Origin of the sequence: Streptomyces caelestis, assembly GCF_001279005.1 — a bacterium.
Classification (GTDB): Bacteria; Actinomycetota; Actinomycetes; order Streptomycetales; family Streptomycetaceae; genus Streptomyces; species Streptomyces heliomycini.
On record NZ_LGCN01000259.1, the window covers coordinates 1 to 15,591 of the forward strand.

Here is a 15,591-nt window from a genome sequence, read left to right on the forward strand (position 1 = left end):
GTCCAGGTACTCATGGCCGTCCTCGTCGTACATGCGGCTGCCGTGCGCACGGTCGAAGACGGTGGGCCAGCCGCGGCAGTAGCTGCGCACCTCGGACTCCAGGGACTCGAAGACGGTCAGGTCGGGCTGGATGATGGTCATCCACACTCCTCAGTGGGTTTCGGGTGACCGGTGTCGGCGGACCGAGGAGACAGCACTCCACGCGGACTGCTTGGCCGGCCTTGGGCATCGCTGGGCGGACGGCTGCGGCTGCAGAGGGCTGCGGGCGTCCATGAGGTGACGAAGGGCAGCCGGGCTCTGGCAGGCGCCTTGTCGTGGGGCGGAATGGCCCTTGCTCCGAGCCTGCCCCGTTGACATGCAATGCCCATGCGAGAGGTGTGTACGCCTGGGCGATGGCGAGCCCTGAACCGGCGTCGATCACTTCTGGTCACACTTCGACTTCACTCCGCGACGGAGTTTGCCGCACATGCCCCTTCTGTCCCATTTGATTGCTTTGCCGGAAGGGCGTGCATTCTCTTGTGGCGTGAGTCACACATAGGGGGCGAAGGTGCATACCGCAAGGAGTCCTGGGGATACGGGGGCGCTTTCTCATTCCGTCGCCGGCGCAAGATGGCCGATTCCTTGATCGGGCGTGTGACGCCTCGTCGCTCTGTCCCCTACGGTTTCGGGAAAACAATCGAAGCGCGGGGAGTATCAGTTGTCAGAAAATCCGACGAAGCGCATACAGGGACTCGCGGCGGAGGAACTTGCGAAAGAATTCGGAACCCCTCTGTTCGTATATGACGCTCAGGTCCTCGCGAGGCAGTTACGGAAAATCTCCGAAGCCTTGCCCGTTGGCGTGGATGTCTTCTACTCGCTGAAAGCGAATCCGAATATCAGCGTGTGTGGGTTTCTCGGCAGCCGGGGCGCGGGGGCGGAGGTCTCGTCGCTCACGGAACTCATCACTGCCCTCAGGGCGGGAGTGGATCCGGCCGACATCATCTTCCTCGGGCCGGGCAAGAGCAGGGCCGACCTCGAGGCCTGCGTATCAGCCGGCATCCATGCCGTGGTCTGCGAATCGCTTGCTGAGCTCCAGCTCCTGGACGACGTGGCAGCTGCCCGGGGAGCGGGCCGGTGCCCTGCCGTGCTGCGGGTCAACCCGGGCTTCCTCAGTAAGGGGTCCGGGCTGTCGATGGGAGGCAAACCGCGCCAGTTCGGCATCGACGAGCAGGAGGTCCGCAGGGCAGGGGCCCTGCTCCGCTCCCTGGAACACGTCGAGGTCAAGGGATTCCACGCCTACATGGGAACCCGATTCCTTGACCACCAGGATGTCGTGGCGAACACGCTGAACATCCTGGCGATGGCAGAAGACCTCGCCACTCAATTAGACATGGAGCTCTCCGTCGTGGACTTCGGGGGAGGCCTGGGGGTGGCCTACTTCGAGAACGAGTCGGAGCTCGACACAACGGAACTCGGGGAAGGCCTGGAAGGCCCGGTAGGTGATTTCCGTGCACGTCACCCGGACTGCAGGCTCATCATGGAGCTCGGTCGATTCCTCACAGCCGATGCCGGCACCTATGTGACACGGGCCGTCTACGTGAAGGAATCGATGGGTGAACTGTTCGTCGTAGCGGACGGCGGCACCAATCACCATATGGCAGCAGTAGGGATCGGAAGTTTCGTGAAACGGAACTTCCCTATAGTCCACCTGGGACGCCCTGCCGCCCGCCCCACACACACCTATACGGTCACCGGGCCGCTGTGCACGCCGAACGACACCATCGTGAAGAAGGCCAGGCTCCCCGAAGTCCGCCCCGGTGACCTGCTCGGGATCGAACGCTCCGGCGCCTACGGTCCCACTGCCTCGCCCGGACTGTTCCTCAGCCACGGCTACCCCGCCGAGGTTCTTGTGCACGACGGACACGCCACCCTCGTGCGAGAGCGGGACACACCCGAAGAGATGCTCTCCCGCCAGCATCTGGCGGTCTTCAAGGACGCCTCGTGACACCCGGTGCGCCCATGGGCGTAGGTCTGGACGTTCTCGAGCGCGACGAACTGGCCTGCCTGGTGACGCGCCACTGGTTCCTGCGGTACTGCTACGCCCCGGAGGAAATCCAACAGGCGCAGAACCTCGGACCCGAAAGGCGCCTGGAGTACCTCGCCGGACGCTTCGCCGCCAAAGAGGCCATCCTCAAAGCGCTGGGCAAGGGCCTGTTCCAAGGCATCGCGCCACGCAACATCCACATCGAGCGTGCTGACGACGGATCACCCCACGTCGAACTGCGCGCCGAGGCCGCCGAGGCAGCGTCCGACCAGACCGTGCGTATCTCGATCACCCACAAGAACAACGTGGTCGCCGCCGTGGCTCTCGTCTCCTGACCCGAACCAGCACGCCACCACCAGCGACGGAAGAAGGAATGACGCATCCATGACTTCTCCTGAAGGTGACACGAACGCCGTCACAGCGCAGCTGCGCATCAGGATCGGCCAAGAAGAAGCCCACTACGGCGGGGAACTCGTCGACGGCGCACGACTCCTGCGCCTGTTCGGCGACCTCGTCACCGAAATCACCATCCGTACCGACGGCGACGAAGGACTGCTCGCCGAGTACTCCGACGTCCGCTTCACAGCACCCGTCCGCCCCGGAGACTACATCGAAGCCACAGCCCAGCTCGTACGGAGCACCAAGCTGCGCCGCTTCGTAGCCCTGGAAGCCCGGAAGGTCATCGCCTCCTGCGACACGAGTCCCAGCGCGGCCCAGCCACTGGCCGAACCCATCACGGTGTGCACGGCGAACGCGGTAACCGTCGTCCCCAAGCCGAAGCGGTCCAGCTCACCCGACGGCAGCCGGCACCAGAGCGAAAAGGACACCGTGCTGACAGGAGGACGGTAGTGCCCCAGCATCCGACCCTTCACTCCCTGCTCGACGAGACAGCCGCGGCACACCAGGACCGGTGTGCCATGAGTACCGCCTCGGACTCGATCACCTACAAGAACCTGGCACAGGCCTCTCGCCATGCTGCGCACCTGCTGCGCGCGCACGGTGTCCAGCGCGGTGACCGGGTCGTCATCTCCTCACCCGACGCGATCACCGTCGCCGTCGCAGTCCACGCCGCCTCCCGAGCAGGCGCGATGTTCAGCGTGCTGCACGAGGACGTCCGGGACAGCCCGCTCCAGCATGTGCTGCAGGACTGCGAACCCGCCGTGATCGTGACCGACGACCCTGGTGTCTCCGCCACCGCACAAGCACACGACGTGCAGGTCCTCACCTCCCAGGAACTGCGCCACGCTCCAGCCCCGAGGGAAGGCTCACACCTGCCAAACCCTCCGCTCGGAGTCGACGGGGCGTGCCTGATCTACACCTCGGGCACCACGTCACTGCCCAAGGCAGTGGTCAGCACTCACCAGCAGGTGCTCTTCGCCGCCCAGGCCATCCAGGACTGTCTCGCCTACCGTGCCGACGACATCGTCTACAGCCCTCTGCCACTGTCCTTCGACTACGGCCTGTATCAGATGTTCCTGACGTTTCTGGCCGGCGCGCAGTTGCGAGTAGGCCATGTCGCAGAAGTCGGCCCACCCCTCCTGCGCGCCCTGCAGGACAGCAAGGCCACCGTGCTCGCCGCCGTGCCCTCCGTCTCCGACCGCCTGGCCTGGCTGGTGCGCAGGGCGAAGAACAAGCCCGCCCTGCGTCTGTTGACCAACACCGGCGCCGCCCTGTCCGAGAAGACCATCGCCGACCTGCGCGAGGCGATACCCACCTTGCGCGTGCAGCTGATGTACGGGCTCACGGAATGCAAGCGGGCCACCATCATGCCGCCGGACGGAGACCTTCAGCGGCCCGGCTCGTCCGGAAAGGCGCTCCCCGGCACCGAGGTCTTCACCATCGATGACGACGGCAAGCGACTGCCGGCAGGAGAGGTCGGCCAGTTCGTCGTCCGTGGCTCCCACGTCATGGCCGGGTACTGGCGGCGCCCAGAGATGACCGCCGAACGCTTCCACCGGCGTGACGGCCTCTTTCCGGAACTGCGCACCGGCGACTACGGCTGGATGGACGACGAAGGCTACCTCTACTTCTCAGGGCGCCGTGACGACCTCTACAAGGAACGCGGATTCCGCGTCAGCGCCACCGAAGTGGAGGCCGCGGCCCGCCGTGTCGAAGGCGTGGACTCGGCGGCCGTGCTACCGCCCGGCCCGAAGACCGGGCATACCGCGGTACTGGCCGTAGTGACGGAACTGGACGGGCCCGAGGTACTGGCCCGCATGCAAGGACTCATCGAGGACTACAAGATCCCGCGCCGCTGCGTCCCGGTCCCGCACCTCCCCACCAACCACAACGGCAAAGTCGACCGACAGGCCCTGACCAACCTCATCCACGACCCCGCACACGCATGAAAGGAGCAGGCTCGATGAGCCTCAACCGCGCAGACGTGACCGCCGCCATGGAAACGGCCCTGAACAAGGTGCTGGACCGGCCGGTGACCGGGCTCTCCGGACAGACCAGGCTCTTCGACGACCTTCACCTGGACTCCACCACGATGCTCGAGATGCTCATGGAACTCGAGGACTCCCTGGGCCTCGAGGTGGACCCCGAAGAACTCGAAGCCGACGACTTCGAGACCGTCGACACCTTCACCGACTTCGCCCTCGCCCAGCTCGAGACACGCAACGCGGCCTGAACGACCCACCACACCGACCAGCACATGCCCGCGGCCAGGCCGCCGAGCCTGCGCGAGACGCCATGCACGCACCCGACACGAGCCCAAGGGAAGGCAACCGTGATCGTTCGCTCGTTCAAGGACATCGAAGGTACTGACAGGCACGTCAAGTCCCGCTCCGGAACATGGGAGAGCAAGCGCATCATCCTCGCGAAGGAAGGAGTCGGCTTCTCCCTGCACGAGACGACCGTCTACGCCGGCACGGAGACGACCATGTGGTACGCCAACCACATCGAGGCCGTCCTCTGCGTCGAAGGCGAGACCGAGCTCACCAACGAGGAAACCGGCGAGAAGCATCTCATCACCCCCGGCACCATGTACCTGCTGAACGGGCACGAGAAGCACACGCTGCGCCCCACCGTGGACTCCCGTTTCATCTGCGTGTTCAACCCCCCGGTCACCGGCCGCGAGGATCACGACGAGAACGGCGTCTACCCCCTGCTCACCGAGGAGGCCACTGCATGACCGCGCCGGCCTCCCTCTCCACCCCCAGCCGAGCCCGCCCCGAGTACCGGACGCCGCGTGTCGAGGACACGCAAGCCATGTGGCAGATGGTGCACGAGTCGGACGAACTCGATGACAACAGCCCCTACTACTACGCGCTGTGGTGCCGCGACTTCGCCGAAACCTCCCTCGTGGCATCACTCGGCGACGAGGTCGTCGGCTTCCTGACCGGCTACTTCCGCCCCGATCAGCCCGACACCTATCTGGTATGGCAGGAGGCCGTGAAGCCGCGCCATGGCATTCCGATGCTCGGAGTGCAGCTGTTCGAACAGGCCGCCGAGCGCGCGGTCAGCAAGGGTGCCCGCTACATCGAGGCGACCGTGTCGGCAGACAACAAGGCCATCATCATGGTGCTGAAGAAGTGCGCCAAGCGGTACCGGGCCCCCGTCCACACCGAAGTGCTCTTCCCGGGCTCGCTCTTCCCCGAGGAGCACCACGACGAGGTGCTCTACCGGATCGGGCCCATCGAGCCGGTCTCTGAACTCACCTGACGGCCCGGCTGATGCGGTGTCACCGCGCGCGTGCTCTCACTGTGCGCCACGGAAGGTGTTGCGGTAGGCGCGCGGTGACACCCCCAGTGCTTCGCGGAAGTGCTGGCGCATCGCGGTTCCCGTCCCGAAGCCGGCCGCGGCGGCGATGCGGTCCACGGGATCGTCCGTGCGTTCCAGCAGCCGGCGCGCATACTGCAGACGTTGCTGGCCGAGCCACTGCATCGGCGTCATGCCGGTCTCCTGGCGGAACCTGCGGGTCAGTGTGCGCACGCTCGTCGAGGCCTGGCGAGCCAGATCCTGCAAGGTCAGGGTCTCGTCGAGGTGCTCCACGGCCCAGGCGCGGAGCGCGGCGGTGGAGCTGTCGCCGCCATCGGGCACGGGGCGGTCGATGTACTGGGCCTGGCCGCCTTCCCGGTGCGGTGGGACCACCGTGCCGCGGGCGACGGTGTTGGCGATGTCGGCGCCGTGGTCACTGCGGATCATGTGCAGGCACAGGTCGATTCCCGCGGCGACACCCGCGGACGTCAGCACCTGTCTGTCGTCGGTGTACAGCACGTCGGGGTCGACATCGATCTCCGGGTACAGGGCGGCCAGCTCGGGACACGACTTCCAGTGCGTCGTCGCCCGCCGGCCCGCGAGCAGGCCGGCTGCCGCCAGGACGAACGAGCCGGTGCAGATGGAAGCCAGACGCGCTGTCGCCGGCACTTCCGCGAGAGCCGCTTCGACCAGCGGGCTCAGCCGGCCCCGCTGCTGGGGCCCGTAGTCCTCGACTGCGGCCGGCACGATCACCGTGTCCGCGTCGCGTAGGGCCCGCGGCCCCAATGGCACATTGACCGTGAAGTCGGCGTCGGTCAACACCTCGCCCGGCTCCACGGCGCAGGTCACGACCGAGTACAGGCGCCGGCCGGCCTCATTCACCGCGGTGCCGAACAGGCGGTGCACGATGCCCAGCTCCATGGGCAGAAGGCCATGACGAACCAGGACCACAACTTTGTGCACGGAATCCTCACTCACTGTCATGGCCAGATTCTTTCACTACCTGTCCAAACGGCCAGTGGTTTCCGGTCCCCGTCTCACCGAAGGATGAAGACATGCACAACGCCACCGGCCATCACACCAACGCCGCCGGGCGCCGCGCCTGGTGGGTAGCCGCCGTCACCGGAGTGGCGATCATCGTCGCCGGTGCCTTCTCCACCATGCCAGGCATCCTGCAGGACCCCCTGCGCCAGGAGTTCCACTGGTCCCGCGGCTCCATCGGCCTGGCGGCCTCGGTCAACATGATCCTCTACGGGCTCACCGCCCCCTACGCCGCCGCCCTGATGGACCGCTTCGGCATCCGCCGGATCGTCATCGCCGGGCTGGGAGCCGTCGCCGCCGGAGCACTGCTCACCACCACGATGAGCGCAGCCTGGCAGTTCACGCTTTTCTGGGGCTTCCTCGTCGGCCTCGGCACCGGATCACTCTCGATGACCCTCGGTACCACCGTCACCAACCGCTGGTTCACCACCCGCCGCGGCCTGGTGACCGGCATCCTCTCCTCCGGCAGCGTCCTCGGCCAGATGGTCTTCCTGCCCGCCCTCTCCTGGACCATCGCCCACCACGACTGGCGACCCGCCCTCGTCAGCCTCGCCCTCGCCGCACTGGCGGTCACCCCCCTGATCCGCCTCGTCCTGCGTGACCACCCCGCCGACGTCGGACAACGCCCCTACGGCAGCAACACCTTCATCCCACGCCCCGCACCCGTTCCCGGAGCAGCCCGCCGCACCGTGACCGTCCTGCGCGACGCCGCCCGGACCGTCCCCTTCTGGCAGCTCGCCGGCGCATTCGCCATCTGCGGCGCGTCCACCAACGGCATCATGTGGACCCACTTCGCCCCAGCGGCCCACGACCACGGCATGCCCGTCACCACCGCCTCGACACTGCTGGCACTCATCGGCGTCTTCAACGTGGCCGGCACCATAGCCTCCGGATGGTTCACCGACCGCATGGACGCCCGCCGGCTCCTCGCCGCCTACTTCCTCCTACGCGGCCTGCTGATGATCAGCCTGCCGCTGGTCATGACCGCCAGCGTCAACGCACCCATGCTCACCTTCGTGGTCGTCTTCGGCCTTCTCGACCTGGCGACCGTGCCACCGGTCATCGCCCTGTGCCGCACCTTCTACGGCGACGACAGCGCCATCGTCTTCGGCTGGACCAACGCGGCACACCAGATCGGTGCGGCCTCGGCCTCCTTCCTCGGCGGCGTGGCCCGCGACGCCTTCGGCAGCTACGACCCTGTCTGGTTCGCACTCGCAGCCTTCTGCGCGGCCGCCGCCATGCTGTCCCTGGTCATCCGCCTCCGCCCCACCGCCTCGGCCGAGACCGACAAGAAAACGTACGCATCGTCCGCCACGGAGCAGTGACGGCAATGCCTCAGCGCTCCGTCCTCTCCAAGCTGACAGGCGCTCCGAGGACGAATGCCCGGCAGTGAGCCTCCGCCAACCTGAAGACACAGGTCAAGGGTTGGTGTGACATCTTCGGGGATGCTCACGCTGGTCGCGAGCGGCTGTCCGTGGAGTAGATCGTCCGTCAGCACGGTCGGCTCGAAGACAGACCGGACGACGCAACGGCAGCGGATGTGCGAGCTTTCTTCTCTTGGATGCCGATCGAGAACCCCCGGATGACCTGCGACAACGCCCTCAAGCAACTCAGTCGAATCAGGACTGACCCGAAATTCCTAGCCTTTTGAGGCGGTGGAGCGGGCCAGCTCCCATGGGTCGTGGGCGCTGAAGACGGTGATCTCATCCGCGTGGTCGCGTCGGAGGGAGCGCAGCCGGTCGCGGGTCGCGTCGCGAGCCGCGACGTCGGTCTGTGCTCCCTGCTGGACCGGCTCAAGGGCGGGATGCGAGAAAGGCAGCGTGTGCTCGAGCTCGCCGTGATACATATACGCGTCACCCGCATGCAGCAGCCACCGTCCGTGGCCGTCGCGCACGGCGACACCCGAGTGTCCCGCCGAGCGACCAGGCAGCGGAACCAGCAGCAGCTCGCATGCCAGCCCCTGCGGCCGCGTCACGCCGGGGAAGCCGAACCACTTTGTGCGATCCGCCATGGGTGCGGGTGTGAGCAGCGGGTTGTGCGCCCGGTGTGCTGGCATGAAGCGGTCGAGGCTGTGCCGGTGGTGCGCTGCCGTGGGGTCGGTGACGGCCCGGTATTCGTCGGGGTGGACATGCACCTGTGCGTGAGGGAAGTCCGGCAGTCCTCCCGTGTGGTCGCGATGCAGGTGGGTGAGCACGATGTGCCGCACGTCCTGGGGCGCGTACCCGAGGCGGACGACCTGGCGCAGCGCGCTCTCCTCGGGGTTCAGTGCGGGCTGGGCGTAGGCGACCCAGTCCGCACCCAGCGACCGGTCAGGGTGCTGTAGGTCGGCGGTGCCGAGGCCGGTGTCGGCCAGGATCAGCCCGTCCGAGTCCGTCTCGATGAGCAGGCAATGGCAGGCAACGGCCCGTTCGCGGTTCACAGCGCCGGCCGGAGGTTCTTCGCCGAGTAGTGGAATCCCCCGGAAAGAACCGCAGTTGAGGTGGTGGATACGCACAAGGCCCCCTGGAGGCAAGCTGACGGGGTGTTCTTGCCGGACGTGAGGAGAGGCCTTCGTGGCTCACCAAACCGTTGGACACGCACCGGCGGGTGATCACACCCACGACATCACCGCTGCCCGCCACGATCATGTCCTGGCCCGTCTGCGCGCCGCCGGTCTCGGAGCGCTGGCGGACCTCGGCTTCCGCGGCCTGGACAACGACGTGTGCGATCCCGTGATCGTCACCGGTTTTGCAGCCACCCGCGCCCACAAGTTCACTCCCGGTCAGAAGACCGCCAACCGCGTCCTCGCCACCGGACGCGCTCCCGTCGAGCACGGCTTCGCCCACCTCAAGGACTGGCGGACCCTCCGCCAAACTCCGCACTGACCCCGCCCGCGCCACCCACCTCCTGCGCGCCCTGCTCGTCCTGAAGAATCTCAAAGTCAACCGCTGACCGACGATCTACTCCACAGACAGCCGCTCACGACCAGCGTGAGCATCCCCGAAGACTGTCACACCAGCCCTTTGGCCTGTGTCTTCAGGTTGGCGGAGGCTCAGTGGTGTGCGCGAGGAACCCATGCCGGGAAAGCGATGCTGTATCAGTTGTCTTCCGGACATGACGGACAACGCCTCGGCTGCCTCAGCCCGGTCGAGTTCGAAGAGCAGCACCACGCCGAGCAGGCAGCGACCGACCGAGCGAACCTGAAACCCCGCCGACCTGCTCCGACCAGCTGACCAGCCCTTCCCGAGCAACGGGGGAACCTCAGCCACGGCACGCTGGTCCTGGGAAAAAGGGGCGGAACAGGTGGGACAGCCGCGGCCCTCGAGCTCACAGTGGTGGAGGTTCGGCGACTCCTGGCAGATGGTCGCGTCCGGCCCCGGCACCTGAGCGGACACCGAGGACTGCACCACGCGCTGAGCTGGTCGAACCGACGCCGCCGACGCCACGCAGTCGCCCGCCGCTGTCACTACCTGCGGCGTTGCCGCACGAGCGAGGGACGGTCTCCGTGAGACCGCCCCCGCATGATCGAAGTCCCGCTATACTCCAGTTGCCCAGCGAAAACCGCAGGTCAGACAGCAAAGTCCGGCTGGAGTATCAGGACAGTGTCCGCGAGCGGGCATGAATGGCTCCACTGATGATCCGCACTGCGCGGTCGACACTCCGAGCCGTGGCCTCGGAGGAAGCCTGCTCGGACTCGTAGATGAACGCTGTGGCGCCGCGCCGGCTGCCACAGTAGTCGACGATTCCGTGCTCGATCTGCGTTCGCAGTGCTTCCTCGTACCCGTGGCGCTCGTATGCGCCGGAGTCGTCGCCGGCGATGGGCAGAAGATGTGTGGTGAGTGCCTGAAGTTTCGGTCGCAGGCCAGAAGTCGGGGAGTGCTCGAAGGCCCAGCCGTTGACAAAGACGCGGTCTATCCACCCCTTCAGCAGCGCAGGCATCGACCACCAGTACACAGGGAAGATCAATACGAGATCGGTGGCGCGCTCGAGGCGACGGTGCTCACTGACGATGTCGGCCGGATAGTTGCCGCCCTCGTGGTACGCCCGGCGATCCGCCAGGGTGAACGCGGGGTCGAACCGTTCCTTGGCCAGGTCGGCGGCCTCGACTGACATGGGGTGGAGTGCCGCCTTGAGTTTTTCCAGCACGTGATGCGTCAGGGACTGGGGGTCTGGGTTCGTGGCGACCAGCAGGGTGTGCATCGACAGCTTCTCTCCCTCAAGGATAACCTACTAGTAGTAGCTTACTGGTAGTAGGTTACTCATGGATGAGAGACTGCCGGGCATGGCCGAGCGACGACTCCCCAGTGCCGAGCGGCGGGCCCAGCTCGTCGGCATCGCCCGCGACGTGATCGCCACCGAAGGTACGGACGCGCTCACGCTCGCGTACCTGGCGAGCAGAGCAGGGATCTCCAAGCCCGTCGTCTACGATCACTTCTCCTCGCGCTCGGCACTTCTCCTCTCGCTGTATCAGGACTTCGACCAGCGACACCTCGCCGACCTGCATGCTGCGATAGCGCACACCCCGCCGGATTTGCGGCAGCGGGTCGAAGCGATCGCGACGGCTCATGTCGCGTGCATCGTCTCCCAGGGGGTCGAACTCAGTGGAGTGGTGGCCGCCCTGGCCGGCACGCCAGCCCTCGAGAAAGTCAGGCGAGAATCCGAACGCCGCTACGTAGACATCTGTCGGCAAGCCATACGAAGCGCCGACGGCGCTGCGGACCTCGGTAAGGAAGCAGCCATTGCATTCGTAGGCGCCGCGGACGCACTCGGCCATGCGGCCGCCCGTGAAACGATCAGCCCGGAACTCGCCCGATCGACCATCACCACCGTGTTGCTCAGCCTTGTCAACGCCTCTGGCTGAAGGACTCGGAGCCATGCAGTCGCTCTCGTGTCGATAACCTCCTGACCCTGCAGTTGCCGAATACCTGACCCATGCTGGTCAGGTCGCATGGGTGTACTCGTGGAGGGTGCCGCCGAGTCGTGTGCGTCTGCGTATGTCGAGACACGCGATCGTGCCCGCATCTTCGATCGGAGCAGGCAGCGGATGGAGGGGGGCGAGCATTCGCGATGCCCTGGTGTGGCCCGTGCCCGTTGCAGAAGGATCCGAACTCGCGCAGGGTGTACAGGAGATGACACCGGTTCCAGAGCGGTGTGCGGTCCAGCAGTTCTCGTCGGCAGGTTTGCGCCCTGCCCTTGCCGAAATCCTCGTCCGGGCAGGTCAGGCGGCATGCTCGTACTCGTGAAGAAGGCCGCCGAGGCGATCGCGTCGTCGTACCTCGAGGCGGGCGATCTGGTCCGGATCGGCGATCGGCGGGGCGACGGGTTCAGCTGGCGGGCGTTCGCGATGCCCCGATGGGGCCGGTGCACATGGGAGACACGCTCGAATTCCCGCAGGGCGTGGAGCGGATGCGGCTGATCCCAGATCGAGGTCCGGTCCAGCAGCTCGCGCCTGCAGGTCTGCACCCAGCGTTCCATGACCGCATTCATCCGCGGCATCCGGACGCCGCTGAGCACGACCTCGATCCCCGCACTGGCGAGGACCGTGTCGAACAGGGCGGGGAACTTCCCGTCCCGGTCCCAGGTCAGGAACCGTGCCCGGCAGTTGACATCCTCCAGGGCCATGACGAGATTTCTCGTGGCCTGCGCCACCCACGAGGCCGTCGGGCGCGCGGCCGAGCCCAGGATCCGGATCCGTCGGCCGACGTGCGCGATCACGGCGAACACGTACGGTCGTGCCCCGGTCAGGGTGACCGTCCCGAAGAAGTCGCAGGCCGGCAGCGCGTCGGCCGGGGAGCGCAGGAAGTCGGCCCACGTGCTGGAGGCCCGTTCGGGCGCCGGGTCGATCCCGGCCTCCCGCAGGATCTCCCAGACCGTGGAGGCGGCGGCCTTCACGCCCAGCACCAGCAGCTCGCCGTGGAGGCGCCGGCAGCCCCACGTGGGATGCTCCCTGCAACAGAGGCCGGGACGAGATCCTCGACTCCGTACCAAAGCCCTGTCTGACGAGGAAGCCGCTACCGCCATCGCGTTCTTGCCCCGGGCCAGGACCTTGTCTGCAGCCCACGGCATCACCCCCATCGAACGCATCGTCACAGACGACGGGGATTGCTACCGCGCCGGCGCGTTCGCGCAGACCCTGCTCGCCACACGTCATCAGCGCATCACCCTGTACACACCTCGCCACAACGGCAAGGTGGAGCGCTACGACCGGATCAAGCCAGCCGTTGTCAGAGCGGTTCGGGAGCTGAAGTACAAGAGCGGCAGGATCTACCGATTACGGCTGCTGGTGGGATATCTCTGGCAAGGCGGCCCGGATCGGGGCCGTTCTTGAAAGGAGGCCTTGTCGTGGACGGCTGGTACGTGGATGACCGCTGCAGCAACTGCGATGCCGCCCGGCAGTTCGCGCCGGATCTGATCGGCGAAGTCGATGGAAGATCTCAGGTTCTGCGCCCACCGCGCGACGAAGAGGAGACAGGGCGCTTACACGCCGCCGCCTTCGCCTGTCCCACACGCTCCATCCGCCCGCCGGCCGGGCAGCAGGATTCCAGGCTCGACCCCTTCCCAATGGTCCTGGACGAGGGGCTACTGATCTGTGGGCACAACTCGCGGCACACCGCCGGGGCCAACTCCTACCTGCTTGTGCGGCCCTCCGGCACGGTCATGATGATCGACACACCACGCTGGAACCGTGAACTGGCCGAGCGATACGCGGCAACAGGCCCCGTCACCCATGTGCTGCTCACCCACCGCGACCATGCCGCACACGGCCGCCGCTACGCGGACCATTTCGGCGCCCGACTGTGGATCCATGAGGGGGACCTCGACGCCGCACCGGACGCAGATCACGTCATCCGGGGTCTTGAACCTGTGAAGATCAGCGAGGGCGTCACCGCTCACCCGCTGCCCGGCCATACCCAGGGCAGCGTGCTCTACCTTGCGGACGACCGGTATTGCTTCAGCGGGGACAGCTTCTACTGGTCCCGCGCCACCCGTGACCTGGAGGTCGCAGAGAGCGTGACCTGGTACTCCATCCAGGAGTTGGCCGCTTCCCTCACCAGGACAGCCGGACGACTGCGTTTCGAATGGGTTCTGCCGGGCCACGGTGACCGTCACCGGCTGACCGCCGACGAAATGTCCCGGCGGCTGACGGCACTGGCACAACGCACACGACTGCTGCGGCCCCGACCAGTCGACTTCACCGCCGTTCGCTGGTGAGACAGCGGCTCGACCAGCAGCGCACTCCACGGGCGACGGCCACCATGCTCCGTCCTGGAAGAGTCAGTGGTGGCCGCGGCGGCACTTCGGGCAGGTTTGCCTTGCGGCCATCGCGGCTTGTGGCGGCGAGTCAGGTGCCGTCCGGACTGATCGCCACCGAGGCCGCCCGCGTGGTGTGGCCGGTGAGGGTGCGCTGGAGGGCGGCATGAGGGATCGGGTGGAAGCCCTTGGTTGATGAGGCAGTGGGGGCGCAGGGCGGGGCCTCACCGACGTGCGGTGATCTGCAGCTGCCAGGGTGGGTGTCGAGGCGGTTGTGCAGGACGCCGATGAGGGCGTGGAGCGGGTCGGTGGGGGCGAGGAGGTAGGTGGGGCGGCAGCCCTCCGCCTCCGACCACGAGACCTGCAAGCGACGCAACACCGTCGAGCGGCGCCGTCAAGAGTGATTGGCGAAATCTGTGGACCGATGCCCATGGGCATGTTGGTGCGACTGCGCAAGGGGCTTCAGGTGAGGCCCTCGAAAAAGTCCCAGAGCGCGGTGTGCAGGATTTCGGGCTGTTCCAAGTGCAGGTTGTGGCCGGTATCAAGGATGCTCAGGGCCGTGGTGGCAGGTCCCTTTCGACCTTTAGAGGTCCTAACAAAGGCGTTGGTCGTGTCGGTGGGTGATGAGGCAGGTGGCGAAGCCGAGGAAGGCCTCGTGGATGTCGTCGCGTTTCTCCCAGCGGATGCGCAGGCGGCGGAAGCCGTGGAGCCAGGAGATGGTGCGTTCGACGACCCGGCGGAAGATGCCCGGGCCGGAGCCGTGTGGCTGGTCGCGTTCGGCGATCACGGGCCGGATGCCGCGCTGCCACAGCAGCCGCCGGTACTTGTCGTGGTCGTAGCCGCGGTCCGCGAAGAGCATGTCCGGCCGTCGCCGTGGCCTGCCGACGACGCCGGCGACCGGTGGGACCTTGTCGAGCAGGGGCAGGAGCTGGGTGACGTCGCCCGCGGTTGCCGCCGGTCAACGACACCGCGAGCGGGATGCTCTGCCCGTCGACCAGGACGTGGTGCTTGCTGCCCGGCCGTGCGCGGTCGACCGGGCTGGGACCGCTTTGGGGCCGCGCCGGGCCGCCCGGACGTGGGAAGAGTCGATCACCGCCCGCGACCAGTCCAGCTGCTTCGCCGACCGCAGCTTCCTCAGCAGCACCAGGTGCAGCTTCTCCCACACGCCGGCCTCGTTGCAGGCGGCCAGGCGCCGCCAGCAGGTCATCCCTGATCCGAAGCCCAGTTCCTGGGGCAGGTACTCCCACTGGATGCCGGTATGCGGCACGAACAGGATCCCGCACAACGCCTGCCGGTCCGGCACCCGTGGCCGGCCCGCCACCAGCTTCGGCCCCGGCTCGGGCAACAACGGCTCGATCAGCGACCACAGTTCGTCCGACACGAGCCACGGCCGCGACTGACGCTTCCCCATGCCCCGACCAACGAGCGGACAAGCCGACGGTCACTTGATCAACAACTTCTGTTAGGGCCTCTTAGAGCTTGTCTCACGTGGTGAGCTTTGCGAGTTTCTTGTAGCAGGTCAGGACCGCTGCGAGTCCGAGGAAGGCCAGGAAGTGGCTGCCTTTGCGCTCGTACCGGACGGTCAGGCGGCGGTA

The 15,591-nt window shown here is 66.8% G+C and carries 15 protein-coding genes and 4 pseudogenes; 12 read left to right on the forward strand and 7 right to left on the reverse strand.

The window, feature by feature from the left end; translation table 11 throughout:
• Window positions 1-141, reverse strand: a pseudogene (locus ADK41_RS41410) (diaminobutyrate--2-oxoglutarate transaminase); the annotation flags it as partial.
• A gap of 556 nt (window positions 142-697) precedes the next feature.
• Here ADK41_RS41410 and ADK41_RS35635 point away from each other — a divergent pair.
• From ADK41_RS35635 to ectA, 7 genes are all read left to right on the forward strand, one after another.
• Entirely contained in the window at window positions 698-1,984 is a 1,287-nt protein-coding gene (locus tag ADK41_RS35635; RefSeq protein ID WP_234319191.1) for a type III PLP-dependent enzyme, read from the forward strand.
• A complete protein-coding gene (acpS, locus tag ADK41_RS42350) occupies window positions 1,981-2,358 on the forward strand; it encodes a holo-ACP synthase (RefSeq protein ID WP_234319192.1) in 378 nt (125 codons plus the stop codon). The genes ADK41_RS35635 and acpS overlap by 4 nt, the downstream gene beginning before the upstream one ends.
• 49 nt (window positions 2,359-2,407) lie before the next feature.
• Window positions 2,408-2,872: a hotdog fold domain-containing protein gene (locus tag ADK41_RS42355; protein ID WP_051843699.1), complete on the forward strand. Its 465-nt coding sequence runs from the start codon at window positions 2,408-2,410 to the stop codon at window positions 2,870-2,872.
• Window positions 2,872-4,371 carry an AMP-binding protein gene (locus ADK41_RS35650; RefSeq protein WP_030837028.1) on the forward strand — a complete coding sequence of 500 codons (1,500 nt, stop codon included), beginning with the start codon at window positions 2,872-2,874 and terminating at the stop codon, window positions 4,369-4,371. Before ADK41_RS42355 ends, ADK41_RS35650 begins: the two co-directional genes overlap by 1 nt.
• Window positions 4,372-4,385: 14 nt before the next feature.
• The gene (locus tag ADK41_RS35655; RefSeq protein WP_030837030.1) at window positions 4,386-4,655 is read left to right on the forward strand and encodes an acyl carrier protein; all 270 of its coding nucleotides are present in this window, start codon (window positions 4,386-4,388) and stop codon (window positions 4,653-4,655) included.
• A 99-nt stretch (window positions 4,656-4,754) separates the two neighbouring features.
• Window positions 4,755-5,159, forward strand: coding sequence for an ectoine synthase (locus ADK41_RS35660; RefSeq protein ID WP_030837031.1), 405 nt, complete (start codon window positions 4,755-4,757; stop codon window positions 5,157-5,159).
• Window positions 5,156-5,689, forward strand: coding sequence for a diaminobutyrate acetyltransferase (ectA, locus tag ADK41_RS35665; RefSeq protein ID WP_030837035.1), 534 nt, complete (start codon window positions 5,156-5,158; stop codon window positions 5,687-5,689). Before ADK41_RS35660 ends, ectA begins: the two co-directional genes overlap by 4 nt.
• A gap of 36 nt (window positions 5,690-5,725) precedes the next feature.
• Here the strand turns inward: ectA and ADK41_RS35670 are convergent, their stop codons facing one another.
• Window positions 5,726-6,709: a GlxA family transcriptional regulator gene (locus tag ADK41_RS35670; protein WP_030837037.1), complete on the reverse strand. Its 984-nt coding sequence runs from the start codon at window positions 6,707-6,709 to the stop codon at window positions 5,726-5,728.
• A 71-nt stretch (window positions 6,710-6,780) separates the two neighbouring features.
• Between ADK41_RS35670 and ADK41_RS35675 the strand changes: the two genes are divergently transcribed.
• Complete coding sequence (locus ADK41_RS35675) at window positions 6,781-8,091, forward strand: MFS transporter (protein WP_051843700.1); 1,311 nt, start codon at window positions 6,781-6,783, stop codon at window positions 8,089-8,091.
• Between the two features lie 314 nt (window positions 8,092-8,405).
• Here the strand turns inward: ADK41_RS35675 and ADK41_RS35680 are convergent, their stop codons facing one another.
• On the reverse strand, window positions 8,406-9,185 hold the full coding sequence (locus ADK41_RS35680; RefSeq protein ID WP_234319193.1) for an MBL fold metallo-hydrolase: 780 nt from the start codon (window positions 9,183-9,185) through the stop codon (window positions 8,406-8,408).
• A 133-nt stretch (window positions 9,186-9,318) separates the two neighbouring features.
• Here ADK41_RS35680 and ADK41_RS35685 point away from each other — a divergent pair, with 133 nt between their 5' ends.
• Complete coding sequence (locus tag ADK41_RS35685; protein WP_234319194.1) at window positions 9,319-9,630, forward strand: transposase family protein; 312 nt, start codon at window positions 9,319-9,321, stop codon at window positions 9,628-9,630.
• Between the two features lie 709 nt (window positions 9,631-10,339).
• On the opposite strand, the gene ADK41_RS35690 is transcribed toward ADK41_RS35685, so the two are convergent.
• Window positions 10,340-10,945, reverse strand: a complete 606-nt coding sequence (locus ADK41_RS35690) for an NAD(P)H-dependent oxidoreductase (protein WP_030837046.1) — start codon at window positions 10,943-10,945, stop codon at window positions 10,340-10,342.
• Between the two features lie 82 nt (window positions 10,946-11,027).
• Between ADK41_RS35690 and ADK41_RS35695 the strand changes: the two genes are divergently transcribed.
• The 3 genes and pseudogenes from ADK41_RS35695 to ADK41_RS35710 all read left to right on the forward strand — a co-directional run bounded on the left by ADK41_RS35695 (window position 11,028) and on the right by ADK41_RS35710 (window position 13,957).
• Window positions 11,028-11,606 (forward strand): TetR/AcrR family transcriptional regulator, encoded by a 579-nt coding sequence (locus ADK41_RS35695; protein ID WP_051843701.1) that lies wholly within the window; start codon window positions 11,028-11,030, stop codon window positions 11,604-11,606.
• A 1,122-nt stretch (window positions 11,607-12,728) separates the two neighbouring features.
• A pseudogene (locus tag ADK41_RS43725) lies at window positions 12,729-12,956 on the forward strand (IS481 family transposase); the annotation flags it as partial.
• A 131-nt stretch (window positions 12,957-13,087) separates the two neighbouring features.
• Window positions 13,088-13,957: an MBL fold metallo-hydrolase gene (locus ADK41_RS35710; protein ID WP_030837058.1), complete on the forward strand. Its 870-nt coding sequence runs from the start codon at window positions 13,088-13,090 to the stop codon at window positions 13,955-13,957.
• 130 nt (window positions 13,958-14,087) lie between these two features.
• On the opposite strand, the gene ADK41_RS35715 is transcribed toward ADK41_RS35710, so the two are convergent.
• The 3 genes and pseudogenes from ADK41_RS35715 to ADK41_RS43730 all read right to left on the reverse strand — a co-directional run.
• Window positions 14,088-14,363 (reverse strand): hypothetical protein, encoded by a 276-nt coding sequence (locus ADK41_RS35715; RefSeq protein WP_030837061.1) that lies wholly within the window; start codon window positions 14,361-14,363, stop codon window positions 14,088-14,090.
• 225 nt (window positions 14,364-14,588) lie between these two features.
• Window positions 14,589-15,407: pseudogene (locus tag ADK41_RS40380) on the reverse strand (IS5 family transposase).
• Window positions 15,408-15,480: 73 nt separating this feature from the next.
• Window positions 15,481-15,591: pseudogene (locus tag ADK41_RS43730) on the reverse strand (IS5/IS1182 family transposase); the annotation flags it as partial.

Excerpts from the sequence above, each read along its gene's own strand:
- ADK41_RS35670 (WP_030837037.1), bottom strand. The coding sequence starts at position 6,709 with ATGACAGTGAGTGAGGATTCCGTGCACAAAGTTGTGGTCCTGGTTCGT.
- ADK41_RS35675 (WP_051843700.1), top strand. The coding sequence starts at position 6,781 with ATGCACAACGCCACCGGCCATCACACCAACGCCGCCGGGCGCCGCGCC.
- ectA (WP_030837035.1), top strand. The coding sequence starts at position 5,156 with ATGACCGCGCCGGCCTCCCTCTCCACCCCCAGCCGAGCCCGCCCCGAG.
- ADK41_RS35690 (WP_030837046.1), bottom strand. The coding sequence starts at position 10,945 with ATGCACACCCTGCTGGTCGCCACGAACCCAGACCCCCAGTCCCTGACG.
- ADK41_RS42355 (WP_051843699.1), top strand. The coding sequence starts at position 2,408 with ATGACTTCTCCTGAAGGTGACACGAACGCCGTCACAGCGCAGCTGCGC.
- ADK41_RS35655 (WP_030837030.1), top strand. The coding sequence starts at position 4,386 with ATGAGCCTCAACCGCGCAGACGTGACCGCCGCCATGGAAACGGCCCTG.
- ADK41_RS35695 (WP_051843701.1), top strand. The coding sequence starts at position 11,028 with ATGGCCGAGCGACGACTCCCCAGTGCCGAGCGGCGGGCCCAGCTCGTC.